Below are 24,334 nucleotides of genomic sequence, written 5' to 3'. Positions count from 1 at the left end.
CGCCGGGTCAGACCGAGGGCGGGGCCACTGCGTCGAGGGCGAACCGCACGTCCACCACCCCTTCGACGGCCCGGATCAGACGTGCCGCCACGGGCACCAGGGAGGTGTCGCGGACCCGGCCGCCGAGGGTCACGACGCCGTCGCCGACCTCCACCAGCACGGTCGAGTCCGGTGCGGGGAAGAGGTACGCCACCACTTCCCGGCGGACCTCCTCCGCGATCTCCTCGTCCTCACGCAGGAACACCTTGAGCAGGTCGGCACGGCTGACGATGCCCAGCAGCCGGCCACCGTCGTCGACGACGGGCAGCCGCTTCACGCGGGCCCGCACCATCTCCCGCGCGGCCTGCGCGAGGGTGGCGTCCGCCGACACGGCGAGGGCGGGCGAGGTCATCAGCTCGGCGGCCGTGACCGATCCGGCCTTGCGGAGGTCGGACAGCCTTCGCAGCTGTGTGTACCGGTCGGGGTCGCTGTCGCGGAACTCCTCCTTGGGCAGTAGGTCGGCCTCGGAGACCACCCCGACGACCCGGTCCGCGCCGTCCACCACGGGCAGTGCGCTGACCTTGCGTTCCTGCATGGTCCGCACGATGTCCTTGAAGGCCGCCCCGCCCTCGACCGCGGCGACGGGAGTGGTCATCACGTCGCTCACGACGTGCGGGGATCCGGTCGTCATCGCAGACCCCCGCTGCCGTAGGGGCCGTACAGGTCCAGCAGCCGGGTGCGGGCCGCGCGCAGCCGGTGCGCCACGACCTGGCCCACCCAGCCGGCGACGCAGAGGCCGAACTGCGCATCCTCCCGGCACGCCGCCCGCACCGCCTCGGCGTCGAACTCGTACGCCCGCAGCGGGGTCACCGTCTCGGCGCCCAGGTGCCAGGCGTGCGGGGCGAACAGCCAGGACCAGCCGACCAGGTCGTTGTGTCCGAGGGACTCGATGACGGCCGCGCGGCGGCCGGGCACGCGCATGTCGAGGTCGACCGCGCCGGTGCGGATGATCCAGAACCGGTCCGCGCGGCCGTCCTCCTCGAAGAGCCGGGTGCCCTGGGGGTACGACACCTCGTGGGCCATCCCCATCAGCCGCTGCCGATGCTCGGGGGACAGCGCCCGCGGCATGCTCGTCGTCACGGGAGCGTTCATGGCGTGCCTCCAGTAAGGCGTACGGAACTGCCACCCCCAGCGTGTGCCCGGGTCACGGCACGGACCATGGGCCACCCGGCCCCACCGGCGGGCCACCTGGCAGGTCCTGTCCCCGGACGTCATCGGCCGTGGAATGCCCGGGACAGGACCGGATCAGGGGCCGACCGGCCCCCGGTCCGCACCCGGACAGCCCATGGGAGCGCGGCCCGTTCCGGTGGACGCTCGAAGTGCAGACAGACCTGGAAGGGATTCCGCGATGACGCACGACGCGCTCAGCAGGCCCACGGTCCACGCCCTGCTCGCGGGCGCGGTCCAGAACGAGGTCTTCGGACCGCTGGTCCTGTTCGGCCTCGGCGGCAGGGCCACGGAGGTGCTCGCCGACCACGCCGCACGGCTCGCCCCGCTCACCGACCACGACGTGCACGAACTGATCACTTCCCCGCGCTGTGCCCCGCTGCTGTTCGGCGCGGACGGCGCGGACGGCGCGCGGCCCGTCGACCTCGAAGGCCTTGAGCAACTGCTGCCGAGGCTGTCCCGGATGGCGAGCGACCTGCCGCAACTGGCCGAGGCCGACTCCAACCCTGTTCCCGCGACACCGGGCGGAGTCACCGTGCTCGATGCGCGCGTGCGCCTGCCGCCCCGCAGGCCACAGGACCCCAATCTGCGCCGACTCCGCTGAGGCTGAGGAGGAACACCATGAAGCACAACAAGGTCGGCTCCGTGATGATCACGGACGTCGTCCGCGCCGAGTACGCGACGCCTTTCAAGGAGGTGGCCCGGCTCCTCGGTGAGCACCGCATCAGTGGGCTGCCGGTGGTCGACGAGGACGACAAGGTCATCGGAGTCGTCTCGGAGACCGACCTGATGATCCGTCAGGCGGCGACCCCCGACCCCTACGAGCCCAGGAAGCACTCCCGGCTCGCCGCCCTGACCCGTAGGGGCAGGACACGGGACGCGAAGGTCAGGGCTCGCACCGCCGGTGACCTGATGACCACGCCGCCCATCACGGTGTACGCCGACAACACCGTCGTCGATGCCGCCCGGACCATGGCGCATCACCACATCGAGCGGCTGCCCGTCCTCGATGAGGAGAACCGGCTCGTGGGCATCGTCACCCGCCGCGACCTGCTGAAGGTGTTCCTGCGGCCCGACGCGGAGATCCGCACCGTGATCCTCGAAGAGGTGCTGCAACGGGCGCTGTGGCTGCCGCCGCACAGCATCGACGTCTCCGTGGTCGAAGGAGTGGTCACGCTCGCCGGCCGGATGGAACGCAAGAGCGAGACGGAGATCGCCGTCTCCATGACCCGTCAGATCGACGGGGTGGTCGGGGTCGTCGACAAGCTCGTCCATCGGCTGGACGACTCGCACCTGCGGCCGGACCAGCCGGCCTTCCACGGGGTCGCCGACGACTGGCTGCGCAAGCTGTGAAATGAAGGGAGGCGAACCGCCATGCCCGCAAGCGTGTTGGTCGCCTACGGAACGAAGAACGGATCGACGGCGAGGATCGCCGAGGCGGTGGCCGACGTCCTGCGCAAGGAGGGCGTCACCGCCGAGACGGCACCCGCGGCGACCGTTTCCGACGTCACACCGTACGGCGCCGTCGTGATCGGCGGCGCCCTGTACGCGGGGCACTGGCACAGGGACGCCCGCCGTCTCCTGCGCCGGCACCGCCGCGACCTGGCCGAGCGGCCGCTGTGGCTGTTCAGCAGCGGCCCGCTCGACGCCTCGGCCTCGGAGAGGGACATCCCACCCGTGCCCGGCGTGCGGCGTGCCCTGACCCGGCTCGACGCCCGCGGTCATGTCACGTTCGGCGGCTGCCTGGAGGAAGGCGCCAAGGGGCGCATGGCCCGGATGATCGTGCGAAGCGGAAAGGGCGGAGACTTCCGCGACTTCCCCGCGATCGAGGCGTGGGCGGCACGGATCGCCGACGAGCTGCTCAAGGAGCGGAAGCCGACCTGACAGGACAACCTCGTCGACGGTTGGTGCACCCGGTCGTCGTCGCCGTGGAAGCGCCGTACGGTCGTGTCGGCCTCCCGGCCGACGAGGGGTCCGCGGCGGCGACGGTGGGGGAGAGGCCGGTGCCGAACTCGCTGTCGGCGCCTTCCACGGCGTAGACGCCGGCTGTCCGGCGTCCAGTTCGAGGCGGTGCACGCGTCCGGGGGTGCCCGGGTGGGGGCGGCTGCGTCCACGACCACGGCGAGACGGGCGCCCACCCACAGACCGAGCAGCCGCTGAACGGACCTGTTCGCCGGGCCGACCCGCCCCGCGGGGGGCTCACGACGGCACAACGGCGACCGGGCAGCGGGCGGCGGCCAGCACGGATCGTGCCGTGCCACCCGAGCGTCGGCCGAGCACCAGCAGCTCCGCGTGCGCGGAGACGTGGCTCAACGCCTCTGCGGGAGGAAAGAGCAGGACGTCCTCCAGAACGTCCACGTCCGGATACTTCGTCCGCCACGGCCGCAGCGCGTCGGACAGCAGTTGGACCTCCTGGTCCTCCCAGCCGGCCCGCTCCTCCTCCGGGACGGCGAAGGGCCAGTCGCCGGCCTCCTCGGGCAGCGCCCAGGCGTGCACCGCCCGCAACCGCGCCCCGCGCACGAGGGCCGCCTCGAAGGCGAACGCGACCGCGGGGCCCGCCGGGTCGCGGGCGTCGAGGCCGAGCGCGACTTCGCCGTGGAGACGCGGGGGAGCCTCGGGGACGAGCACCACCGTGCGGGAGGACGCGGCGGCCGCCACCCGCCCTTCGGCCGTGTTCCGCCCCAGGACGACGATCTCCGCGTCGGCCGGAACGTCGTACTTCACCACGCGCAGTGCCGCCCCGCGCAGTTCGGCCTCCCGGGTCGCCCAGTCGACCGCCGCACGGCCCGCCGCCGACCCGTCGTCACCGGCGATGACCACTCGCTCCATGCCGAACCGCCTTCCGAACCGATGGGACCACCACCGTGCCCGCCGGCCGTCGGTACGGGGAGGGACCGAACGGACCCGGTTGCGGTCCCGGCGGCCCCTACCCGGCGAGCGGCCCGAGAAAGACGCTGACACCGACAGCAGTCAGAGCGCAGGAGGTGCCTGTGTACGAGATCGCCCACGGCAGGTCGGGCACGTCGGTCCGGCCGGACCTCACCGATGACTGAACACGGCCACGGGGGAGAGGCCCTGGGCCGGGCGGACGGCGGAGCAGGGCCGTACGGCCCCCGCCGCGGCCCTGGTCGGCACTCCTCAAGGCAAGGACCACTCAACAGGATCGGAAGTGGAAGACGCATGCGCGCAGGAACGAGCATGAGAGGGAACCGGCGATGACCGTCACCGTGACAGCAGACAACCGGACGGCCGGCGCCTGGCGAGGCTTCGCGGGGAACGGATGGCGCGAGCGCGTCGACGTCCGCGACTTCATCCAGGCCAACTGCACGCCGTACGAAGGCGACGCGTCGTTCCTGACCGGCCCCACGAACCGCACACGCCAGGTGTGGGAGAAGGTCGGCGCGCTGTTCCCCGAAGAGCGCCGCAAGGGCGTGCTCGACATCGACACCGCCACCCCCTCCACGATCACCTCGCACGCCCCCGGCTGGATCGACCGCGACCGCGAACTCGTCGTCGGCCTGCAGACCGACGCCCCGCTGAAGCGCGCGATCATGCCGAACGGCGGCCTGCGGATGGTCGAGAACAGCCTCAAGGCGTACGGCTACGAGCCCGACCCGTTCGTCACGCGGGTCTTCGGCACCTACCGCAAGACCCACAACGACGGTGTCTTCGACGCCTACACACCCGACATGCGCGCCGCCCGCAAGGCCGGCATCATCACCGGGCTTCCCGACGCCTACGGCCGAGGACGGATCATCGGCGACTACCGGCGTGTGGCCCTGTACGGCACGGACCGGCTCATCGAGGCCAAGAACGCCGAGCGGGCCCTGCTGGACGGCCGGCCGTCGTCCGAGCACGTCATCCGGGACCGGGAGGAACTCGCCGAGCAGATACGGGCGTTGGGCGAGCTCACCAGGATGGCGGCCACGTACGGCTGTGACGTCACCCGCCCCGCCGCGACCGCCCACGAGGCCGTGCAGTGGCTCTACCTCGGCTATCTCGCCGCCGTGAAGGAGCAGAACGGCGCCGCGATGTCCCTGGGCCGCACCTCGACGTTCCTCGACGTCTACCTGCAACGGGACCTGGCGGACGGGCTCCTCGACGAGACCCGCGCCCAGGAACTGATCGACGACTTCGTGATCAAGCTGCGGATCGTACGGTTCCTGCGCACCCCCGAATACGACGCCCTGTTCTCCGGCGACCCGACCTGGGTGACGGAGTCCATCGGCGGTATGGGAGCCGACGGGCGGACCCTGGTCACCCGGACCTCCTTCCGCTTCCTGCAGACCCTCTACAACCTCGGACCCGCGCCCGAACCCAACCTCACGGTGCTCTGGTCGCCCCGACTGCCCACCGGCTTCAAGGAGTTCTGCGCCCAGGTCTCCATCGACACCAGCGCCGTCCAGTACGAGTCCGACGAGCTGACCCGCCCGCGCACCGGCGACGACACGGCGATCGCCTGCTGCGTCTCCGCCATGGCGGTGGGACAGCAGATGCAGTTCTTCGGCGCCCGCGTCAACCTCGCCAAGGCCCTGCTCTACGCGGTCAACGGCGGCAGGGACGAGATGACGGGCGCTCAGGTGGCGCCCACGGCACCCGCGTTGACCGGGGAGTACCTGGACTACGAGGAACTGTCGGCGGCCTACGATCGCGTCCTGGACTGGCTGGCGCAGACGTATGTCGACGCCCTGAACGTCATCCACTACATGCACGACAAGTACGCGTACGAACGCGTCGAGATGGCCCTGCACGACCACCCCGTGCACCGTTTCATGGCCTGCGGCATCGCCGGCCTGTCCGTCGCGGCCGACAGCCTGTCCGCCGTGAAGTACGCGCGCGTGAAGGTCTTCCGGGACGCCACCGGACTCGCCGTCGACTTCCGCACCGAGGGAGACTTCCCGGCGTACGGCAACAACGACGACCGCGCCGACAGCATCGCCGTAGGACTGGTCGAGTCCTTCATGGCGAAGGTGCGCAGGCACCCCACCTACCGGGAAGCCGAGCACACCCAGTCCGTGCTGACCATCACCTCGAACGTCGTCTACGGCAAGCACACCGGCAACACCCCCGACGGCCGCCGTGCCGGACAGCCCTTCGCACCCGGTGCCAACCCGATGAACGGCCGCGACCGGCACGGGGTCGCCGCCTCGGCGCTCTCGGTCGCCAAGCTGCCCTACGAGCAGGCCCGCGACGGCATCTCGCTCACCACGACCATCACCCCGGAGGGACTCGGCCACTGCCCCGGAGAGCGAGCGGGCCACCTGGTCGGCATCCTCGACGCGTACATGGCGGCGGGCGGTTTCCACATGAACGTCAACGTGCTGGACCGCGCCACGCTGCAGGACGCCATGGAGCACCCGGAGAAGTACCCCGACCTGACCATCCGCGTCTCCGGATACGCCGTCAACTTCGTCCGCCTGACCCGCGAGCAGCAGCTCGACGTGATCAGCCGCACCTTCCACGGAACGCTGTGAGCGCGATGGCGACCACCGGCCGGATCCACTCCTGGGACCTGTCCACCGGCGTGGACGGTCCCGGAACCCGGTTCGTCCTGTTCACCTCCGGCTGCCCGCTGCGCTGTCTCTACTGCGCCAACCCCGACACCTGGCACATGCGCGACGGCAAGGAGACGACCGCCGACGAGGTGATGGCGGAGATCGAGAAATACCGGCCCTTCATCACGACGGCCGGCGGCGGGGTCACGATCACCGGCGGCGAACCCCTCCTGCAGCCCGCCTTCACCGCCGAGGTCCTGCGCCGCTGCAAGGAGACAGGACTGCACACCGCTCTCGACACCTCGGGCTTCCTCGGCGCCCGCGCCACCGACGAACTCCTCGCCGACACCGACCTGGTCCTCCTGGACATCAAGTCCTTCGACGTCCCGACCTACCGCCGGCTGACCGGCGGTGGAGAACTGGCACCCACCCTGAACTTCGCGACGCGTCTCGACCGGCTCGGCGTCCCGATGTGGATCCGCTACGTCCTGGTGCCGGGATGGACGGACGATGCGGAGTCCGTGGAAGGGCTGGCCCGCTTCGTGGCGGGACTCGGCTCGGTCGACCGTGTGGACGTACTGCCGTTCCACAAGCTGGGCGCCGCGAAGTACGACGCCCTGGGGGTGCCGTTCGCGCTGTGTGAGACCCCGAGCCCGGCACGCGAGTCGGTCGAGCGGGTGAGGGAGCAGTTCCGCGCGCACGGCTTGACGGCTCACTGAACTGCCGCCACCGCAGGGCTCACTGGCTCACGGACCGTCAGGTCGGCGTCGAACGTCCGGCGGCAGGTGTCCCCGGGACCCGTCCGCCCGACCCCAACGGCCTCTGAAGGAAGGGCCGTTCGGCCCAGCGTCCACAGACCTTCGGCATCCGGTGCCGACCGTTGCGGGCGACGAGAGTAAGCCGTGTCAGGCAATGCCCCGCCCCTCGAAGGGAATGACGACCATGGCCGTGCACGAGCACCCTCACCGGAGCCCGGGCTTCCACCTGCCGTCCATCCGCAGGAACCGGACCGCCTCCGCCTCCGAGTCCGCCGTGTCGGCACGCACCGACACGCACACCGCTCGGGCCTATGCCTTCGCGTCTCTGCGTCTGCTCACCGGGTTCGTCTTCCTGTGGGCCTTCCTCGACAAGACCTTCGGCCTCGGCTACGCGACCCCCACCGGCAAGGGCTGGATCGACGGCGGCTCGCCGACGAAGGGTTTCCTGAGCTCGGTGGCCGCCGGGCCGATGGAGTCCACGTTCCACTCCTGGGCGGGCGACACCTGGGCGGACTGGCTGTTCATGCTCGGGCTGCTCGGTGTCGGTGTCGCGCTGATGGCCGGCGTGGCACTGCGGTTCGCGGCCGTCGCGGGCACCGTGATGATGGCGCTGATGTGGGTCGCCGAGTGGCCGCCCGCGAAGCATCTCTCGGACGGCTCGCCGAGCATGTCGACGAACCCGTTCGTGGACTACCACCTCGTCTACGCCGTCGTCCTGATCGCCCTGGCCGCCGCCTCCGCCGGTGACACCCTCGGGCTCGCCAGGGTCTGGGCCAAGCTCCCGCTGGTTCGCCGCAGCCGCTGGCTGCGCTGACCGTGGGAGGCACGGCGGGCCCCACCCCGGCGCGGGTCCGCCGTGCCGAAGACCGGACTGGGCCGGTCGGCCCCGTGCAGGGACATGCGGCCCCTGCCCGGAGCGTCATGCGAGGACGAAGCTCGAATCGGAACCACCCATCCTGGAGGCAGAGATCATGATCCGCACCGTCGCCGTCGGCCTCGACGGCTCCCCCGAAAGCCGCGCGGCGGCCGAGTGGGCGGCCCGCGAGGCGCAGCTGCTCGGCCTGCCCCTGAAGCTGGTCCAGGTCTGGGAGCCGGTACCGGCGCCCATGGCGCAGGCACCGCTGCTCGGCGCAGAGACGCAGGCGCACTGGACCGAGCGGATTCCACGTGAGACCGCCGACGGCATCCGGCTGCGTCACCCGGGCCTGGACGTGAGCACCGAACAGTTCTCCGGTCAGCCCGCCGACGTCCTGGCGAGCGCGGCGAAGGACGCCGAGCTGCTGGTCCTCGGCTCGCGTGGACTGAGCGGGATCGGCGGGTTCATGCTCGGCTCCGTGGGCCTGGCGGTCGTGGCGCACGCCGAACGGCCGGTCGTCCTGGTCCGCGCCGGGGAACAGGCCGCCGACGAACACGAGATGGACCCGGTCGGCATCCCGTCCGCCGCGACCCCGTTCCGGCCCGTCGTCCTCGGCCTCGACATCGAGAGCCCGGACGAGGAGCTGATCGCGTTCGCGTTCGCCGCCGCCGCCCGCCGCGGCACGTCCCTGCGGGTCGTGCACGGCTGGAACCCGCCCCCGTACTACGCCTACGGCCTGTCCGTGGACCTGGAACTCCACGGCGAGCTGGCCCGGCGGGAGACCGCCGCCCTGAGTGAGGTCCTGGCCCCGTGGCGCACGAAGTTCCCGACGGTGGAGGTCACCGAGGAGTCCTCCTACGGCACCCCCGCGAGCCACCTCGTCGACGCCTCCCGCGAGGCCTCGCTCGTGGTCGTGGGCCGCCGCATCCGCCGCAGCCCGTTCGGCACCCACATCGGGACCGTCACCCACGCCGTCCTGCACCACTCCACCGCCCCCGTCGCCGTAGTCCCGCACAACTGACGGAAAAACCTGAGGAGTTGAACCCATGAAGGCAGCCGTCGTCCGAGCCTTCGGTGAGCCCCTGGTCATCGAGGAGCGCCCCGACCCCGAGCCCGGCCCCGGCCAGGTCCGCGTCCGTGTCGAGGCCAGCGGGCTGTGCCACACCGACATCCACGCCGCCCACGGCGACTGGCCCGTCAAGCCCACCCCGCCCTTCGTGCCCGGCCACGAGGGTGTCGGTCTGGTCGAGAAGCTCGGCGACGGCGTCACCCACCTCGCCCTCGGACAGCGGGTGGCCGTGCCGTGGCTCGGCAAGGCCTGCGGGCGGTGCGAGCACTGCCTGTCCGGCTGGGAGACCCTGTGCGAGCAGCAGGTCAACACCGGTTACGGCTGCGACGGAGGGTACGCCGAGAAGATGCTGGCCTGGGCCGACTTCGCCCAGCCGGTACCGCACGGCGTGAGCGCCGTCGACGCCGCCCCGCTGACCTGCGCCGGCGTGACCACGTACAAGGCCCTCAAGGTCGCCGGTGTACGGCCCGCGCAGCTCGTCGCGGTCTCCGGCATCGGAGGACTCGGCCACCTCGCCCTCCAGTACGCGAAGATCGCCGGAGCCCAGGTCGCCGCGATCGACGTCACCGACGACAAGCTCGAACTCGCCGCCGAACTCGGAGCCGACCTCGTCATCGACGCCCGCAAGGACGACGTCGGCGAGGTGCTCAAACGGTACGGCGGGGCGCACGCGGCGATCGCCCTGGCGGTGAACGAGGACGCCTTCACCGCCGTCAACTCCGGGCTGAGGCGCGGCGGGAAGCTCGTCATGGTCGCCCTGCCCGCGCACGGCACGATCCAGGTCCCGATCTTCGACACCGTCCTCAACGGCACCAGTGTGATCGGCTCCATCGTCGGCACCCGCCAGGACCTCGCCGAGGTGTTCCGGCTCCACGCGGCCGGCCGTACCCGGGTCATCTCCGAGACACGCCCGCTCGACACGGTCAACGAGTCCATCGACGACGTGCTGCGCGGTCAGGTCAGGGCACGGATCGTCTTCGATCTGGGAGCCGGGCGATGAACGCGAAGTCGATGGATCCGCCGGTCGTCGTCGGCGTCGACGGCTCCGAGCCGAGTCTGCGCGCCGTCGACTGGGCGGCCGACGAAGCCGCCGTACGAGGTCTGCCGCTGCGCCTGGTGTATGCCTCGCTGTGGGAGCGGTACGAGGGCACCCAGCTGTCGCACGACCTCGGCAAACCCTCCGAGCAGGTACAGGCCGAGGACATCGTCGAGACCGCCGCCCGGCGCGCCCGGCTCCGTCGGCCCGATGTGCTGGTCTCCACCGACGTGCAGGCCGAGGAACCCGAGTACGCGCTGGTCCGGGCGAGCCGCGAAGCCTCCCTGCTGGTGACGGGCACCCGCGGCCGCAGCGGCCTCGCCGAGGCGCTGCTGGGTTCGGTGAGTCTGACCGTGGCCGGACACGCCCACTGCCCGATGATCGTCGTCCGGGGCAACCACGACAACCAGGCAGCCTCGCCGGTCCACGGCCGGGTCGTCGTGGGCGTGGGAGAGAAGCCGACGGGCTCGGCGGCGGTGCGCTTCGCCGTCGAGGAGGCGCGGCGGCGCGGTGCGGTCCTGGAGGCGGTACGGGCCTGGCGGTGCCCCGCACATGAGAGCACCGACCATCCGCTGCTCGCCGGGGAACCCGCGCGACTGCACCAGCAGCAGGCCGCGGAAGCCCTGGAGACAGCCCTCCAGGGCATCCCCGGCGACATCGAGGCGCACCGCCGCACGGTCGAGGGCTACGCCCGAACCGTCCTGGAGAACGCCTCCCGCGACGCCGACCTCCTGGTCGTCGGAGCCAGGCGCAGCGAACGGCACTTCGGGCTCCAGCTGGGCCGGGTGGCCCACGGCGTGCTGCACCACTCCGCCTGCCCGGTCGCCATCGTGCCCGAACAGGAACCCGTGTGACGGCCGACTGCTCCACCGTCACAGTGAGCTGTCCAGCCGACGGCCATGCCCCCACCGCCCACGACTGATCCAGGGAGTCAATCCATGTCCAAGGTCGAACACCAGGACGCCACTGCACCTACCGACGACGAACTGCGCACCCTGGACGCCCACTGGCGGGCCGCCAACTACCTGGCCGCCGGACAGATCTACCTGATGGCCAACCCCCTGCTGACCGAGCCCCTGAAGCCGGAGCACATCAAGCCGCGACTGCTCGGCCACTGGGGCACCTCACCGGGTCTGAACCTCGTCTACACCCACCTCAACCGCGTCATCAAAGCGCGCGGGCTCGACGCACTGTGCGTGTGGGGCCCCGGCCATGGCGGGCCGTCCGTGCTCGCCAACTCCTGGCTGGAGGGCAGCTACAGCGAGACCTATCCCGACGTGCCGCGTGACGGACAGGGCATGGAGCGGCTGTTCCGGCAGTTCTCCTTCCCCGGCGGGGTGCCCAGCCATGTCGCCCCGGAGACCCCCGGTTCCATCCATGAGGGCGGCGAGCTCGGCTACTCACTGGCCCACGCGTACGGCGCCGCCTTCGACAACCCCGACCTGCTCGTCGCCTGCGTCATCGGCGACGGCGAGGCCGAGACCGGACCGCTCGCCGCCGCCTGGCACTCCAACAAGTTCCTCGACCCCCTCCACGACGGTGCCGTCCTGCCGATCCTGCACCTCAACGGCTACAAGATCGCCAACCCGACGGTGCTCTCACGTCTCCCGGAGGCCGAACTCGACGCGCTCCTGCACGGATACGGCTATGAGCCCATCCATGTCACCGGCGACGACCCGATGCGCGTGCACCGGGCGATGGCCCGGGCCTTCGACACCGTGCTGGACCGCATCGCGGTGATGCAACGCTCCGCCCGCGAGGACGGTGTCACTGAACGCGTGCACTGGCCGGTGATCGTGCTGCGCACCCCGAAGGGCTGGACCGGCCCCGCCGAGGTCGACGGTGTACCGGTCGAGGGGACCTGGCGCGCGCACCAGGTCCCGCTGGCCGCCGTACGCGAAAACCCGGAACATCTAAGGCAGTTGGAGGCCTGGCTCCGCTCCTACAAACCGCAGGAGCTCTTCGGGCCCGGTGGGCGCCCCACCGCCGACGTCCTGGCCTGTGTCCCCGACGGCGCCGGGCGGCTCGGCTCCAACCCGCGTGCCAACGGTGGCCTCCTCGTCCGTGACCTGCCCATCCCGTCCCTGGACGACTTCGCCGTACCGGTCGAGAAGCCGGGCACGACCCTGCACGAACCCACCCGCGTCCTGGGCGATCTCCTCGCCCGCGTGATGAAGGACACCGGCAGGCGCCGGGACTTCCGGATCGTGGGTCCGGACGAGACCGCCTCCAACCGGCTCCAGGCCGTCTTCGACGTCAGTGGCAAGGCCTGGCAGGCCCAGCACCTTCCGGTGGACGAACACCTGGAGCATCACGGCCGGGTGCTGGAGATCCTCTCCGAACACACCTGCCAGGGCTGGCTGGAGGGCTATCTCCTCACCGGCCGCCACGGCCTGTTCTCCTGCTACGAGGCCTTCGTCCACATCGTCGACTCGATGGTCAACCAGCACATCAAGTGGCTGAAGACATCAAGGGAGTTGGCGTGGCGGGCCCCGATCGCCTCCCTCAACTACCTGCTCACCTCGCATGTGTGGCGCCAGGACCACAACGGCTTCTCCCACCAGGACCCCGGCTTCGTCGACCACGTCCTCAACAAGAGCCCCGAGGTCGTCCGCGTCTACCTCCCGCCGGACGCCAACACCCTGCTGTCCGTGGCCGACCACGCGCTGCGCAGCCGCGACTACGTCAACGTCGTGGTCGCCGGCAAGCAGCCCTGCTTCGACTGGCTGTCCATGGACCAGGCACGCGCGCACTGCGCCCGCGGCGCCGGGATCTGGGACTGGGCCGGAACCGAGAACGGCTCCCGCGAGCCCGATGTGGTGCTGGCCTGCGCGGGCGACGTACCCACCCAGGAGGTCCTGGCCGCCGCCCAGTTGCTCCGCCGACACCTGCCCGACCTCGCCGTCCGCGTGGTCAACGTCGTCGACATGACCCGGCTGCTGCCGCGCGAGGAACACCCGCACGGGATGAGCGACTTCGAGTACGACGGCCTGTTCACCACCGACAAGCCGGTGATCTTCGCCTATCACGGCTACCCGTGGCTCATCCACCGGCTCGCCTACCGCCGCACCGGCCACAAGAACCTGCACGTACGCGGCTACAAGGAGTCCGGCACCACGACCACACCCTTCGACATGGTCGTCCGCAACGACCTGGACCGCTACCGCCTGGTCATGGACGTCATCGACCGCGTCCCGGGTCTCGCCGTGCGCGCCGCCGCCGTACGCCAGCTGATGGCCGACGCCCGCACCCGCCACCAGGCCTGGATCCGCGAACACGGCACAGACCTGCCGGAGGTCGCCGACTGGGCCTGGAACGCCTGAACACCCGCCGCTGCCGACCGAAGCAGAGGACCCGTCCGGCCGGCAGCGGGGCTGGACGGCCCAAGCGAAACGTTCGATGACCCGACAAGATGGACTTATGGGGCAATTTCGACACCCGACGTGCGAATGGTGAGGAGTGTCATGAAAGGCTTCGTCTTCCACGGTCCCGGGCAGTCCGCCTGGGAGGACGTCCCGGATCCCGGCATCAAGGAGCCCACCGACGCCATCGTGCGGGTCGTGGCCGTGACCATCTGCGGCACTGACCTGCACATTCTCAAAGGCGATGTGCCCGAGGTGCGCCCGGGCACGGTCCTGGGCCATGAGGCCGTCGGCGAGATCGTCGAGGTCGGCAGCGACGTGCGGACCGTACGGCCGGGCGACCGCGTGCTGGTCTCCTGCATCAGCGCCTGCGGGCGCTGCCGCTACTGCCGCGAGAGCGCCTACGGCCAGTGCCGGGGCGGCGGAGGCTGGATCCTCGGCCACCTCATCGACGGCACTCAGGCCGAGTACGTCCGCGTCCCCCACGCCGACCTGTCCGTGCACGCCCTGCCCGGCTCGGTCGACAGCAAGGACGCGGTGCTGCTGGCGGACATCTTCCCGACCTCCTACGAGGTCGGCGTGATCAACGGGCGGGTACGTCCCGGCGACACCGTCGCCGTCGTGGGCGCCGGTCCCGTCGGCCTCGCCGCGATCGCCACGGCGCGCCTGTTCAGCCCCGAGCGGATCGTCGCCGTCGATCTCGCCACGTCCCGGCTGGAAGCCGCCAGGCGGCTCGGTGCCGACGCCGTGGCCGACGCCCACGAGGGCCCCGAGCAGCTGATCGCCGATCTCACCGACGGACTCGGCGCGGACGTGGTCATCGAGGCGGTCGGCGTTCCCGAGAGCTTCGAACAGTGCACGCGCATGGTGCGGCCCGGTGGCCACGTCGCCAACGTCGGCGTCCACGGGAAGCCCGCCACGCTGCACCTGGAAGAGCTGTGGATCAAGAACGTGACCATCACGACCGGTCTGGTGGACACCTACTCCACGCCCACACTGCTGCGCATGGCCGCCGCGGGCCGACTGCCCACCGCGGAGCTGGTCACCCACACGTTCCCGCTGGACAGCATGGAGGAGGCGTACGACGTCTTCTCCCGGGCCGCCGACACCGGCGCCCTCAAGGTGGTACTCGGCGAGCCCTCGCACGAGGAGATCGCCGTCCGTACGGCCTGACGAGAGGACGTGACTTACCAGGCACAGGGACGCGTTCCCGGGCCGTTTCGTGCCGCTGGGCCAAGTAGGGACCAATGGCCCTACCAGTAAGGGAGGTTCGGCCCGGTCGGCCACCCCGCGGCAGGGCCGCCGACACCGGCGGGTGCGCCCTCTCGGCCCTGTCCGGCGGCTGCACGTGGGGGGGCGACCTGTGCCGTACGTCGCGATGCCTCAAGGGGTTCGCGCACGCCGGCATGGAGCCGTGCATCGAGCCACCCCCCCCGCAGCAGCAGACCACTCGGGCTGGGAGCCCGTGCACCGTCGGAGACGGTGGAGCAGGTCGAACAGACCCGTGGGTACTTCTCGGTGAAGGTCAGGACCACCGCGGCGGGAGAGCCGCTCGGGGTAGGCGATGTCCAGCCGCGCCGGGTAGTCGGGTTCCTCGCCCAGGCTGAACGGCGGACAGCGGTCGGTGCCGAGAGTCCCGTACGAGTAGAAGGGGACTCGCCAACTACAGCACAGCCGCGTTCACCCGGACCGGACGGTCCGGTACGCCGGCAAGGGTTGTCATGACGATCAACTCCTTCTGGCCGAACGGCGCGCCAGGTGCCCTGTCAGGGTGACCATGCCCTCCCACACCGAGACGACCACGGCGTTCGACGGAAGGCGCACGGTGCGGCTCAGGACGTCGTCGAGGACCGGAAGCACGGCCCGACCCGGGCAAACGGAGCCACTCCCACGACCCTGTCGTCGTGGCCCCTGCTTCCTTCCCGTCCGCCGGGTGGGCGCGGAGGGCGACGGAGCGATGTGACACGGCACCGCGGTGAATTCTCTGCCTGGGCGACGCAGTCCGCTCTGTGTCCCGGTTCGTCACCGGCTGTCGCTGACCCCTGTCTCGGGCAGGGCTGCCCGGCCGGCTTCCAGGCGGGCGACCGGGACGCGGAACGGCGAGCAGGAGACGTAGTCGAGGCCCGCCGCATGGAAGAAGTGGACGGAGTCCGGATCCCCGCCGTGTTCGCCGCAGACGCCGATCTTCAGGCCGGGGCGTGCGGCGCGGCCCTCGTCGACTGCGATCCGGACGAGCCGGCCCACGCCCGGGCCATGGGCCCAGAGTGGGAGCACACCTGCGGACGGTTGCGGGGCCGTCGTCAGCGGCCGGGGACAGCCAGGTCGCCCTCGATGTACTGGGCACGACCGAAGCCGAACGACCAGTCCTGGGGACCGTTCTCGATGATGCCGATGAAGACGTCCTCGCCGGGGATGCCGAGGGCGTCCAGGTGCTTGGTGATGGTCTTGAAGAGTTGCTGCTTGACCTCGGTGGTGCGTCCCGACTGGGTGAAGATCTGGATCATCACGAGTCGTTCGGAGCGGTCGAAGCCGAGGCCGGCGTCGAGGGCGATGACGTGGTCGGCGTCGTGCTCGGTGATGACCTGGAATCGGTCTCGCTCGGGGACCTGCAGCACGTCCAGGATTCCCTGGTGGGCCGCGTCGGCGATCGCCCTGATGTCCTCGGGACGGCGTCCGCGGATGAGATCGATACGTACGAAGGGCATGACTTTCGTTCCTTGCTTGTCTGTCGGTGGGGTGGGTCAGGAGGCCAGCGGCACCCATGTGCCATGGGGCGCGATCCGTAGCAGAGCGGACAGGCCGGCCTCGTGGAAGGCAAGCTCGGTCTCGGCCGGCCCTTCGGAGAAGTGGGCCCAGCCGTCGTGGTGGGCCGGGACGACGATGTCCGCGCCCAGGACGGCTGCCGCCGCGGCGGCTCCGCGGGCGGTCAGGGACAGGGGGCGCCCGTCGAATTTCGCCGGGACGCGGGCCGCACCGGCATGCAGGACGGCCACGTCGATGTCCGGCACCCGGCGGGAGATGTGCGCGACCGTGCGGATCGAGGCGTTGTCGCCGCTGACGTACACGGTGGGAAGGCCCTGCCCGAACAGCACGAACCCTGTGACCTCGCAGTTCACGTTGCCGTCGGCATCGCGCTCGCCGTCCTCGGGACCGTGGACGGCGGGCACCGCCAGCACGGTCAGATCACCGCCGCCGTCCGGGCGGGGCACGGCGTGGGCGGTCCAGGGGGAGAGGCCGGTGGCCGGTGCACCGAGGCGCTGGGCGGCCACAGGACCGGTGAGGACCAGCGGAGCGGTCTTCGCGAACGCACGGCCACGCTCATCGAGATTGTCAGGATGGGCTTCGTGGCTGACCAGGACCAGGTCGACCGGACCCAGACCGTCCTTGTCGACGGCCGGACCGGCCGTCTTGGTGAGGTAGCCCTGGGGGCCGGCCGGGTCGAACGTCGGATCGCTGACAATGCGCAGTCCGCCGATGTCGATGACAGCCGTCGGGCCACCCAGGACGGTGATCGCGCAGTCCTGCCGGGACAGCCCTGTACTCATCGCCGCCCTCGCAGCATGGTCCTGATCGTTTCGCTCACACCGTCGACGCTAACGATGACCCGGTGCGGCGTGAAATGCCTGTCCTGGTGCATTCATGCGCGGGAGGCATGGATGCTGCTCACCGGCTGGCCGAGGCGGGCGTCAGTTTGATGCCGTCTGTACGGCGGCCTCCAGAAACCGTCGGATCAATGACCGCTGGCCGTCGGGCAGGTGGACAAGGGTGACCGGGCTCGGCGGCGCGTTGATGAGGGGGACGAAGCGCACGGCGGGGTGCTGGGTGCGGCGCTGCGCGACCTCCGGGACGATGCCGATGCCGCGGCCCGCGGCCACGGACTCCAGCCACTCGTCGTAGTTCGTCGTCTCGATGATCCGGTCCGGGCGCTGGTCCACCGGCCAGGACCAGGGGCCGGTCGTGCCGCTGACGGTGTTGACGACCAGGGTCCAGTGCTGGACATCTGCCCAGTCCAGATGGTCGAAGCGAGTCAGCTCGGAGTGCTCGGAGCACACGGCGATGCGCGGTTCGTCGAACAGATGCAGAGTGCGCGCCCCTCTTGGTACGTCGACTATGGGAGCCTCGACGTCGCCCCGGACCACGGCGATGTCGAGCGTGTGCTGACGCAGCGCCTGCAGGGGATCGTCGATCCGGGTCAGAGCGACCGACGCTCCCGTGCTCTCCTCGAAGCGGCTGACGGTCTGCTGCGCCCAGGGATCGGGCAGCAGCCAGCTGAAGCCGAGCCGCAGGGTCACGCGATGAGTCGCGACGGCCAGGGCCTGGTCCAGGGTCGCGAGGACCCGCTCGACGTGGACGAGGAACTCCGCCCCGGTGTCGGTCAGTTCGACGTGCCGGGAGGAACGGTCGAGCAGGCGGACATTCAGGTTGCCCTCCAGCTGCGCGATCGTACGGCTCAGCGCCGGCTGGGTGATCAGCAGTTCCTCGGCGGCCCGGGAGAACGAGCGGTGGTGGGCCACGGACGTGAAGGCCCGCAGGTGACGCAGCTCGACGTCCATGCTCATCGCGCCCCCTTCCGGGATCCATGCCTGCTGTGCATAGCGGCAGCTTAACCGGCATTTCACAGGTCCACGCGGGCTGCCTACGGCGAGGGTCGGCCCGCTGAACAGACTTTGCCGGGCGGTTCGATGGCCGCCGTGACGTAGGCTCCCTGCCCCCGCCTTGCACACCGGGCGACTGGTCGTTCGGCTTCGGCCGCGCCCAGAACGTCGAGGGCGGCCTGAGAATCCCTCCCCCGCAGCACACGCTTCCCGCTAGCGATGCCGAGTGGAGGCGGCCGAGTTACCGTTGCAGAGGATGAACGGATTCCTGTATGCGGCTCACCGGCAGTGACCAACAGCGCGAGGCAACGCCACGCACCCTCGGCGTTGTCCTGCAGGACCTGCACAATCCGATCTTCGGTGAGATCGTCTACGGCGTTCGGGACGCGGCGGACAAGGCCGGGTACCACGTCATCATCACCACCGGGCGAGCGCGCCCAGAGGTCGAGATGGAGTCGATCGAGACCTTTCTCGCGCTCGGCATGGCCGGGATCATCGTGGTGGCGCCGTTGATGGCCGACGCACAGCTCGCTGCCATGGGCAGGGCTGTCCCCCTGGCGCTCGTCGGCCGAGAACTCGCCTCGGCCACCCTGGACTCTGTACACACCAACGAGTACATCGGCGCCCGGCTCGCGGTGGAACACCTCCAGGGCCTCGGCCATGAGGACATCGCGTACATCGACATAGCCGAAGGTGCGGAGGAGCCCTACAACGCCGAACGGCGCGCCGGCTACCACGACGCCATGCGCGACGCCGGCCTGAGTGCCCGCATACGTGCCATTCGAGCGGGTCCCGCGCATGACGGGAGTGTCGCGTTTCGACGAATCCTCGCCGCGGGCAACGTACCCACGGCGCTCTTCGTGTACAACGACCTCGCGGCGCTCGCCGTACAGGACGAGTGCGTGCACTCCGGGTTCGAGGTCCCTGACGAGATATCTCTGGTGGGCTTTGACAACACCTTTCTCGCAGGTCTCGAACACGTCTCACTGACCTCCGTCGACCAGCAGGCACGCCATACGGGCGGGCTCGCCGTCGAGTTCGTCCTCGAACGCCTGGCGGGGCGCACGGAGCCCCGTCATGAGATCGTCGCCCCCACCCTCGTCACGCGCGACAGCACGGCGCGATGCTCCACCCGTGAGCGCCGGGCCGCACTGACCCTGCAGCACAGTCTGATGCCGCAGGGGTTGTCCGCCGGCTCGGCGTTGGATGTGGCCTCACGCTATGTGCCGGCGAACGCCCCGAGCTCGGCGGGCGGAGACTGGTTCGACGTGATCCCCGTGTCCGGAGCGCGCGTCGCCCTGGTCGTGGGGGACGTGGTCGGCCACGGTACGAACGCGGCCGCCGCCATGGGCCTGCTCCGCACGGCGGTGCGCACACTGGCCGCCCTCGATCTCCCTCCCGATGATCTCCTGGCCCACCTGGACGACCTGGTCATCAGCCTCGGCGAGGAGAGTGCGCGCAGGACGGTCGACAACGAGCAGCGCGACGTGGCCGCCTCCGTCCTGGGAGCGACCTGCCTGTACGCCGTGTACGACCCTGTCGCCGAGTCGTGCACGGTGGCCCGGGCCGGACACCCGCCGCCGGCGATCGTCGCCGTCGACGGCTCCGTCACCTTTCCCGATCTGCCGGCCGGGCCTCCCCTTGGTCTGGGCTTCCTGCCCTTCGGGTCCGCCGAGCTGGAACTGCCCAGGGGCACGCTGCTCGCCCTGTACACCGACGGCCTGGTCGAGGCACGTGACTGGGACATCGAAGTGGGGATGTCCCACCTCGCCGATGCCCTGACCGACGCCGGGCCGATGCTGGACGAGGTGTGCGACAAGGTGGTCGCGGCGTTGGTGAAGAGTTCACCTCCGGACGACGCCGCGCTGCTCGTGGCTCGACCCCACGGCCTGGACGGAGCGCGGGTCGCAACCCTGGAACTGTCCACCGACCCGGCCGTCGTGGCCGGCGCCCGCGCCCTGGCGAACCGCAAGCTCACCGAATGGGGCCTGGAAGAGCTGCAGTTCACCACGGAACTTCTCGTCAGCGAACTCGTCACCAACGCCATCCGATACGCCGGCGCGCCGATCCGCCTACGGCTGATCCATCAACCCGATGTCCTGATCTGCGAAGTCTTCGACGCCAGCAGCACCTCACCCCGTATGCGCCACGCTCGCGCCACCGACGAGGGCGGCCGGGGGCTGTTCATCGTCGCGCAGCTCACCCAGCGGTGGGGCACCCGATACACCGCGGCCGGCAAGGTCATCTGGGCCGAGCAGAGAACTCCCCCCAGCGCGACGGCGAGCGTCCCCGCACTCCCCTGATGCCGCGCGGGATCTCGGGGTCCGCGACTGGTCCGGGAGAGCGGGTCAGGAGCCTTCTCATGCGCCTAGAAGAAGCCCAGCTTCTTCGGCGAGTACGACACCAGGAGGTTCTTCGTCTGCTGGTAGTGCTCCAGCATCATCTTGTGCGTCTCCCGCCCGATCCCCGACTGCTTGTACCCGCCGAACGCGGCATGCGCCGGGTACGCGTGGTAGCAGTTCGTCCAGACGCGGCCCGCCTGGATCGCGCGGCCCGCCCGGTACGCCGTGTTGATGTCCCGGGTCCACACGCCCGCCCCGAGACCGTACAGCGTGTCGTTGGCGATCTTCAGGGCGTCGTCGAAGTCGTCGAAGGAGGTCACCGAGACGACAGGGCCGAAGATCTCCTCCTGGAAGATGCGCATCCGGTTGTCGCCCTCGAAGATGGTCGGCTGGACGTAGTAGCCGCCCTTCAACTCGCCGTCGTACTCGATGCGTTCGCCGCCGGTGAGGACCTTCGCGCCCTCCTGCCGGCCGACGTCCAGATAGGAGAGGATCTTCTCCAGCTGGTCGTTGGAGGCCTGGGCACCGATCATCGTGTCGGTGTCGAGGGGATGGCCCGGCTTGATGAGTTCGGTGCGGGCCACGGCCGCCTGGAGGAAGTCGGTGTAGTTGCCGCGCTGGATCAGCGCCCGGGACGGGCACGTGCAGACCTCGCCCTGGTTGAGGGCGAACATCGTGAACCCTTCGAGCGCCTTGTCGCGGAAGTCGTCGTCGTGGGCCCAGACGTCGTCGAAGAAGATGTTCGGTGACTTGCCGCCGAGTTCGAGGGTGACCGGCTTGATGTTCTCGGAGGCGTACTGCATGATCAGCCGCCCCGTCGTGGTCTCGCCGGTGAACGCGACCTTGGCCACGCGCGGGCTGGAGGCGAGCGGCTTGCCCGCTTCCACCCCGAAGCCGTTGACGATGTTCACCACGCCCGCCGGCAGCAGGTCCGCGATCAGGCTCATCCAGTAGTGGAGGGAGGCTGGGGTCTGCTCGGCGGGCTTGATGACGACCGCGTTGCCCGCCGCGAGGGCCGGGGCGAGCTTCCACACCGCCATCAGGATCGGGAAGTTCCACGGGATGATCTGCGCGACCACCCCGAGCGGCTCGTGGAAGTGGTACGCCACCGTGTCGTCGTCGACCTCGCCGAGCGAACCCTCCTGCGCGCGGACAGCCCCCGCGAAGTACCGGAAGTGATCGATGGCCAGCGGGATGTCGGCCGCCAGCGTCTCCCGCACCGGCTTGCCGTTCTCCCAGCTCTCCGCGACGGCGAGCTTCTCCAGGTTCGCCTCCATGCGATCGGCGATCCTCAGCAGGATGCCGGACCGCTCGGTGACCGAGGTCCGGCCCCAGGCCGGGGCGGCGGCGTGCGCGGCGTCCAGTGCCCGTTCCACGTCCTCCGCGGTGCCCCGCGCGATCTCGGTGAACGGCTGCCCGTTGACCGGCGACGGGTTCTCGAAGTACTGCCCGCGCGCCGGCGCCACATACTCGCCGCCGATGAAGTGGTCGTAGCGCGCCTGGTAGGAGACGATCGCGCCCTCGGTGCCGGGTGCCGCGTAACGGGTCATGCTGGCCAGCCTCCTTCAGCAGCGCCGCCCGCCCTTGGGCAGCTCTGGACGCGAGGCTAGGAGCGCGGACGTTGCAACCACGTTGCCGCCGGGGCGGCCAGCTCCGACTCCAGCGCGGCCAGGCGGCCTCGGACGCTCGCCGTGGGACGCACGGCCGCCAGCGCCCGCCATACGTCGACGTCCTCCTCGCCCCACGACGTGTGCGCCCAGTCGGCCAGCAGGTCGGGATCACGGCGGGCGATCAACGCCGTCCGCAGCTCGTCGGCGACCCGGCGCCTGAGCCGCACCACCGCCGGAGCCTGCGAGGCCGGCAGCAGCGGACCGGTGTAACCGCGCGCCGCCTCGGTCACCGCCCCGCTCTCCAACCGCCGCTCGACGAGGGCCACGTCGGACTCGACCGGCACCGTCAGCCGGTACGGCCGTGAGGCGAGCAGCCCCGGTCCGAGCAGCCTGCGCAGTCTCGCCAGTTCGGCCCGCAGCGTCACCGGCGGCACCGACTCGTCCTCGTACAGCGCGCACAGCAGCTCGTCCCCGGTCAGTCCCTCCGGGCGCCGGGACAGCAGCACCAGGATCTCGCTGTGCCGACGGCTGAGCCTGATCCTGCGCCCGCCGCTGACCAGCAGAGCCTCGTCCCGGCCCAGCGCGCTGAGCTCGGGGATGTCGGAGGCGGGCCGCTGCGGGAGGAGCAGCGCCAGCTGGGACTCGGCGGCCCGCGCGACCGCCTGGACGAAGCCCAGACTGTGCGGATGCGCCAGCCCGTCCCCGCCGGTGATGTCCACGGCCCCCAACAGCCGCCCGGTCCGCGGATCGTGCACCGGTGCGGCCGCGCAGGTCCACGGCTGCACCCGGCGGATGAAGTGCTCCGCCGCGAACACCTGCACCGGCCGGTCCACCGCGACGGCGGTACCCGGCGCGTTCGTCCCGACGGCGGTCTCCGACCACCGCGCACCCGGCACGAAGTTCATCCGCCCCGCCTGCCGCCGGGTCGAGGCATGACCCTCGACCCAGAGCAGTCGGCCGTGCTCGTCGCACACCGCGAGGAGATGCTCCCCGTCGGTGGCGAACGTCCCCATCAGCTCACGGAACAGTGGCATGACCCGCGCCAGCGGATGCTCGGACCGATACGCGCCGAGTTCGCCGTCACTGAGCTCGACGCTCGCCGTCCCGTCGGGCCCGACCCCGGCCCGCGCCGACCGCCGCCACGAGTCGGCCACCACCGGGCGCACCGGCCGCTGCACCATGCCTGCCTCGGTGAACGTCTTGTGCGCCCGACGCAGCAGCCGAACATGCTCGGCAGGGTCGGCCCCCGGCTCCAGGGCCACCCATGGATCGGTCAACTCGGCCTCCCCGGAACGCGATGCGGCTGGGACCATCGTCACTCCGGGTACGCGCGCAAACAACCTCTCGGACCGTCGTCACCCCAACGATGTGTCCCCCCCCGTGCGGTTCACGCGAGTTCGACCATCCTCATGTAGCGCGTCCAGTCCCAGTACGGCCCGGGGTCGGTGTGGTCCGTACCCGGCACCTCGTAGTGCCCGATGATGTGAGTACGGTCCCTGGGGATGCCGTATCTCTCGCACAGGTCCGCCGTGAGCATCGCGGACCGCTCGTACAGGGCGTCGGTGAAGTACGCGGGCTTGTCCACCCACCCCTCGTGCTCGATGCCGACGCTGCGCGTGTTGTACCCCCAGTTACCGGCATGCCAGGCGACGTCGGCCTCCCGAACGCACTGCGCGACATGTCCGTCGGCCGATCGGACGACGTAGTGGGCTGACACCTGCTTCGCCGGGTTCCGGAAGATGTCCAGGGTGCCGGTGTAGGGGGTCTGTGTGACGTGGATGATCACCCGGTCGATGCGGTACGACGCGGGGCGGTCCGAGCTCGTGAAATTGGAGGTGGTCGCGGGCTGCCACTCGGCGAGCGAGTGGTCGACGGGCTGGGGAACGGCCCCGGCCAGTGTCTCCGGCAGCAGCGCGTACGGTACGGCGGCGAGGACGGCGCCCTTCAGCAGCCGCCGTCTGTCGAACAACGTTCTTGCGCGTTCCAAGGATCAAGTGCCTTTCCT

20 protein-coding genes and 3 pseudogenes are annotated in these 24,334 nt (G+C 70.6%); 12 read left to right on the top strand and 11 right to left on the bottom strand.

Annotation, left to right across the window (positions count from 1 at the left end; translation table 11 throughout):
- Positions 1 to 7: 7 nt before the first annotated feature.
- Positions 8 to 670 carry a CBS domain-containing protein gene (locus ACI2L1_RS35630; RefSeq protein ID WP_404743564.1) on the bottom strand — a complete coding sequence of 221 codons (663 nt, stop codon included), beginning with the start codon at positions 668 to 670 and terminating at the stop codon, positions 8 to 10.
- Positions 667 to 1,131, bottom strand: coding sequence for a cyclic nucleotide-binding domain-containing protein (locus ACI2L1_RS35625; RefSeq protein ID WP_404743563.1), 465 nt, complete (start codon positions 1,129 to 1,131; stop codon positions 667 to 669). Before ACI2L1_RS35625 ends, ACI2L1_RS35630 begins: the two co-directional genes overlap by 4 nt.
- A 295-nt stretch (positions 1,132 to 1,426) precedes the next feature.
- Between ACI2L1_RS35625 and ACI2L1_RS35620 the strand changes: the two are divergent.
- The 3 genes and pseudogenes from ACI2L1_RS35620 to ACI2L1_RS35610 form a co-directional block, all read left to right on the top strand.
- Positions 1,427 to 1,810, top strand: a pseudogene (locus ACI2L1_RS35620) (acetate--CoA ligase family protein); the annotation flags it as partial.
- A 17-nt stretch (positions 1,811 to 1,827) separates the two neighbouring features.
- Positions 1,828 to 2,559 (top strand): CBS domain-containing protein, encoded by a 732-nt coding sequence (locus tag ACI2L1_RS35615; RefSeq protein WP_404743562.1) that lies wholly within the window; start codon positions 1,828 to 1,830, stop codon positions 2,557 to 2,559.
- Positions 2,560 to 2,580: 21 nt separating this feature from the next.
- Positions 2,581 to 3,090, top strand: coding sequence for a flavodoxin domain-containing protein (locus tag ACI2L1_RS35610; RefSeq protein ID WP_404743561.1), 510 nt, complete (start codon positions 2,581 to 2,583; stop codon positions 3,088 to 3,090).
- Between the two features lie 315 nt (positions 3,091 to 3,405).
- Here the strand turns inward: ACI2L1_RS35610 and ACI2L1_RS35605 are convergent, their stop codons facing one another.
- Positions 3,406 to 4,035 (bottom strand): universal stress protein, encoded by a 630-nt coding sequence (locus ACI2L1_RS35605; protein WP_404743560.1) that lies wholly within the window; start codon positions 4,033 to 4,035, stop codon positions 3,406 to 3,408.
- 386 nt (positions 4,036 to 4,421) lie between these two features.
- On the opposite strand from ACI2L1_RS35605, the gene pflB reads away from it, so the two are divergent.
- From pflB to ACI2L1_RS35565, 8 genes are all read left to right on the top strand, one after another.
- Positions 4,422 to 6,680: a formate C-acetyltransferase gene (gene pflB / locus ACI2L1_RS35600; RefSeq protein ID WP_404743559.1), complete on the top strand. Its 2,259-nt coding sequence runs from the start codon at positions 4,422 to 4,424 to the stop codon at positions 6,678 to 6,680.
- A gap of 5 nt (positions 6,681 to 6,685) precedes the next feature.
- A complete protein-coding gene (pflA, locus tag ACI2L1_RS35595; protein ID WP_404743558.1) occupies positions 6,686 to 7,420 on the top strand; it encodes a pyruvate formate-lyase-activating protein in 735 nt (244 codons plus the stop codon).
- Between the two features lie 223 nt (positions 7,421 to 7,643).
- The gene (locus ACI2L1_RS35590; protein ID WP_404743557.1) at positions 7,644 to 8,273 is read left to right on the top strand and encodes a hypothetical protein; all 630 of its coding nucleotides are present in this window, start codon (positions 7,644 to 7,646) and stop codon (positions 8,271 to 8,273) included.
- 157 nt (positions 8,274 to 8,430) lie between these two features.
- Positions 8,431 to 9,336 (top strand): universal stress protein, encoded by a 906-nt coding sequence (locus ACI2L1_RS35585; RefSeq protein WP_404743556.1) that lies wholly within the window; start codon positions 8,431 to 8,433, stop codon positions 9,334 to 9,336.
- Positions 9,337 to 9,361: 25 nt separating this feature from the next.
- A complete protein-coding gene (locus ACI2L1_RS35580) occupies positions 9,362 to 10,384 on the top strand; it encodes a zinc-dependent alcohol dehydrogenase (protein WP_404743555.1) in 1,023 nt (340 codons plus the stop codon).
- Positions 10,381 to 11,274, top strand: coding sequence for a universal stress protein (locus ACI2L1_RS35575; RefSeq protein WP_404743554.1), 894 nt, complete (start codon positions 10,381 to 10,383; stop codon positions 11,272 to 11,274). The genes ACI2L1_RS35580 and ACI2L1_RS35575 overlap by 4 nt, the downstream gene beginning before the upstream one ends.
- 84 nt (positions 11,275 to 11,358) lie before the next feature.
- The gene (locus ACI2L1_RS35570; RefSeq protein WP_404743553.1) at positions 11,359 to 13,743 is read left to right on the top strand and encodes a phosphoketolase; all 2,385 of its coding nucleotides are present in this window, start codon (positions 11,359 to 11,361) and stop codon (positions 13,741 to 13,743) included.
- Positions 13,744 to 13,884: 141 nt separating this feature from the next.
- Complete coding sequence (locus ACI2L1_RS35565) at positions 13,885 to 14,955, top strand: zinc-dependent alcohol dehydrogenase family protein (RefSeq protein ID WP_404743552.1); 1,071 nt, start codon at positions 13,885 to 13,887, stop codon at positions 14,953 to 14,955.
- Between the two features lie 366 nt (positions 14,956 to 15,321).
- Here ACI2L1_RS35565 and ACI2L1_RS35560 read toward each other — a convergent pair.
- The 5 genes and pseudogenes from ACI2L1_RS35560 to ACI2L1_RS35540 form a co-directional block, all read right to left on the bottom strand.
- Positions 15,322 to 15,447, bottom strand: a pseudogene (locus ACI2L1_RS35560) (DUF4389 domain-containing protein); the annotation flags it as partial.
- Between the two features lie 357 nt (positions 15,448 to 15,804).
- Positions 15,805 to 16,029 (bottom strand): annotated as a pseudogene (locus tag ACI2L1_RS35555) (putative PEP-binding protein); the annotation flags it as partial.
- Positions 16,030 to 16,082: 53 nt separating this feature from the next.
- The gene (locus tag ACI2L1_RS35550) at positions 16,083 to 16,487 is read right to left on the bottom strand and encodes a tautomerase family protein (RefSeq protein WP_404743551.1); all 405 of its coding nucleotides are present in this window, start codon (positions 16,485 to 16,487) and stop codon (positions 16,083 to 16,085) included.
- A gap of 36 nt (positions 16,488 to 16,523) precedes the next feature.
- The gene (locus tag ACI2L1_RS35545; protein ID WP_404743550.1) at positions 16,524 to 17,327 is read right to left on the bottom strand and encodes an MBL fold metallo-hydrolase; all 804 of its coding nucleotides are present in this window, start codon (positions 17,325 to 17,327) and stop codon (positions 16,524 to 16,526) included.
- Between the two features lie 141 nt (positions 17,328 to 17,468).
- Entirely contained in the window at positions 17,469 to 18,341 is an 873-nt protein-coding gene (locus tag ACI2L1_RS35540; RefSeq protein ID WP_404743549.1) for a LysR family transcriptional regulator, read from the bottom strand.
- 308 nt (positions 18,342 to 18,649) lie between these two features.
- On the opposite strand from ACI2L1_RS35540, the gene ACI2L1_RS35535 reads away from it, so the two are divergent.
- Complete coding sequence (locus ACI2L1_RS35535; protein WP_404743548.1) at positions 18,650 to 20,680, top strand: SpoIIE family protein phosphatase; 2,031 nt, start codon at positions 18,650 to 18,652, stop codon at positions 20,678 to 20,680.
- A gap of 65 nt (positions 20,681 to 20,745) precedes the next feature.
- Here ACI2L1_RS35535 and ACI2L1_RS35530 read toward each other — a convergent pair whose 3' ends face one another.
- From ACI2L1_RS35530 to ACI2L1_RS35520, 3 genes are all read right to left on the bottom strand, one after another.
- A complete protein-coding gene (locus tag ACI2L1_RS35530) occupies positions 20,746 to 22,269 on the bottom strand; it encodes an aldehyde dehydrogenase family protein (protein ID WP_404743547.1) in 1,524 nt (507 codons plus the stop codon).
- A gap of 56 nt (positions 22,270 to 22,325) precedes the next feature.
- The gene (locus ACI2L1_RS35525; protein ID WP_404743546.1) at positions 22,326 to 23,606 is read right to left on the bottom strand and encodes a GAF domain-containing protein; all 1,281 of its coding nucleotides are present in this window, start codon (positions 23,604 to 23,606) and stop codon (positions 22,326 to 22,328) included.
- Positions 23,607 to 23,716: 110 nt separating this feature from the next.
- Positions 23,717 to 24,316, bottom strand: a complete 600-nt coding sequence (locus tag ACI2L1_RS35520; protein ID WP_404743545.1) for an N-acetylmuramoyl-L-alanine amidase — start codon at positions 24,314 to 24,316, stop codon at positions 23,717 to 23,719.
- Positions 24,317 to 24,334 lie beyond the last annotated feature (18 nt).

This window comes from Streptomyces sp. NPDC019531, assembly GCF_044903305.1.
Classification (GTDB): Bacteria; Actinomycetota; Actinomycetes; order Streptomycetales; family Streptomycetaceae; genus Streptomyces.
This window is presented reverse-complemented; position numbering and strand designations above follow the sequence as displayed.

Excerpts from the sequence above, each read along its gene's own strand:
- ACI2L1_RS35605 (WP_404743560.1), bottom strand. The coding sequence starts at position 4,035 with ATGGAGCGAGTGGTCATCGCCGGTGACGACGGGTCGGCGGCGGGCCGT.
- ACI2L1_RS35535 (WP_404743548.1), top strand. The coding sequence starts at position 18,650 with ATGCGGCTCACCGGCAGTGACCAACAGCGCGAGGCAACGCCACGCACC.
- ACI2L1_RS35530 (WP_404743547.1), bottom strand. The coding sequence starts at position 22,269 with ATGACCCGTTACGCGGCACCCGGCACCGAGGGCGCGATCGTCTCCTAC.
- ACI2L1_RS35625 (WP_404743563.1), bottom strand. The coding sequence starts at position 1,131 with ATGAACGCTCCCGTGACGACGAGCATGCCGCGGGCGCTGTCCCCCGAG.
- ACI2L1_RS35580 (WP_404743555.1), top strand. The coding sequence starts at position 9,362 with ATGAAGGCAGCCGTCGTCCGAGCCTTCGGTGAGCCCCTGGTCATCGAG.
- ACI2L1_RS35565 (WP_404743552.1), top strand. The coding sequence starts at position 13,885 with ATGAAAGGCTTCGTCTTCCACGGTCCCGGGCAGTCCGCCTGGGAGGAC.
- ACI2L1_RS35630 (WP_404743564.1), bottom strand. The coding sequence starts at position 670 with ATGACGACCGGATCCCCGCACGTCGTGAGCGACGTGATGACCACTCCC.
- ACI2L1_RS35615 (WP_404743562.1), top strand. The coding sequence starts at position 1,828 with ATGAAGCACAACAAGGTCGGCTCCGTGATGATCACGGACGTCGTCCGC.
- ACI2L1_RS35545 (WP_404743550.1), bottom strand. The coding sequence starts at position 17,327 with ATGAGTACAGGGCTGTCCCGGCAGGACTGCGCGATCACCGTCCTGGGT.
- ACI2L1_RS35610 (WP_404743561.1), top strand. The coding sequence starts at position 2,581 with ATGCCCGCAAGCGTGTTGGTCGCCTACGGAACGAAGAACGGATCGACG.
- ACI2L1_RS35590 (WP_404743557.1), top strand. The coding sequence starts at position 7,644 with ATGGCCGTGCACGAGCACCCTCACCGGAGCCCGGGCTTCCACCTGCCG.
- pflA (WP_404743558.1), top strand. The coding sequence starts at position 6,686 with ATGGCGACCACCGGCCGGATCCACTCCTGGGACCTGTCCACCGGCGTG.
- ACI2L1_RS35585 (WP_404743556.1), top strand. The coding sequence starts at position 8,431 with ATGATCCGCACCGTCGCCGTCGGCCTCGACGGCTCCCCCGAAAGCCGC.
- ACI2L1_RS35540 (WP_404743549.1), bottom strand. The coding sequence starts at position 18,341 with ATGAGCATGGACGTCGAGCTGCGTCACCTGCGGGCCTTCACGTCCGTG.
- pflB (WP_404743559.1), top strand. The coding sequence starts at position 4,422 with ATGACCGTCACCGTGACAGCAGACAACCGGACGGCCGGCGCCTGGCGA.
- ACI2L1_RS35550 (WP_404743551.1), bottom strand. The coding sequence starts at position 16,487 with ATGCCCTTCGTACGTATCGATCTCATCCGCGGACGCCGTCCCGAGGAC.
- ACI2L1_RS35575 (WP_404743554.1), top strand. The coding sequence starts at position 10,381 with ATGAACGCGAAGTCGATGGATCCGCCGGTCGTCGTCGGCGTCGACGGC.
- ACI2L1_RS35570 (WP_404743553.1), top strand. The coding sequence starts at position 11,359 with ATGTCCAAGGTCGAACACCAGGACGCCACTGCACCTACCGACGACGAA.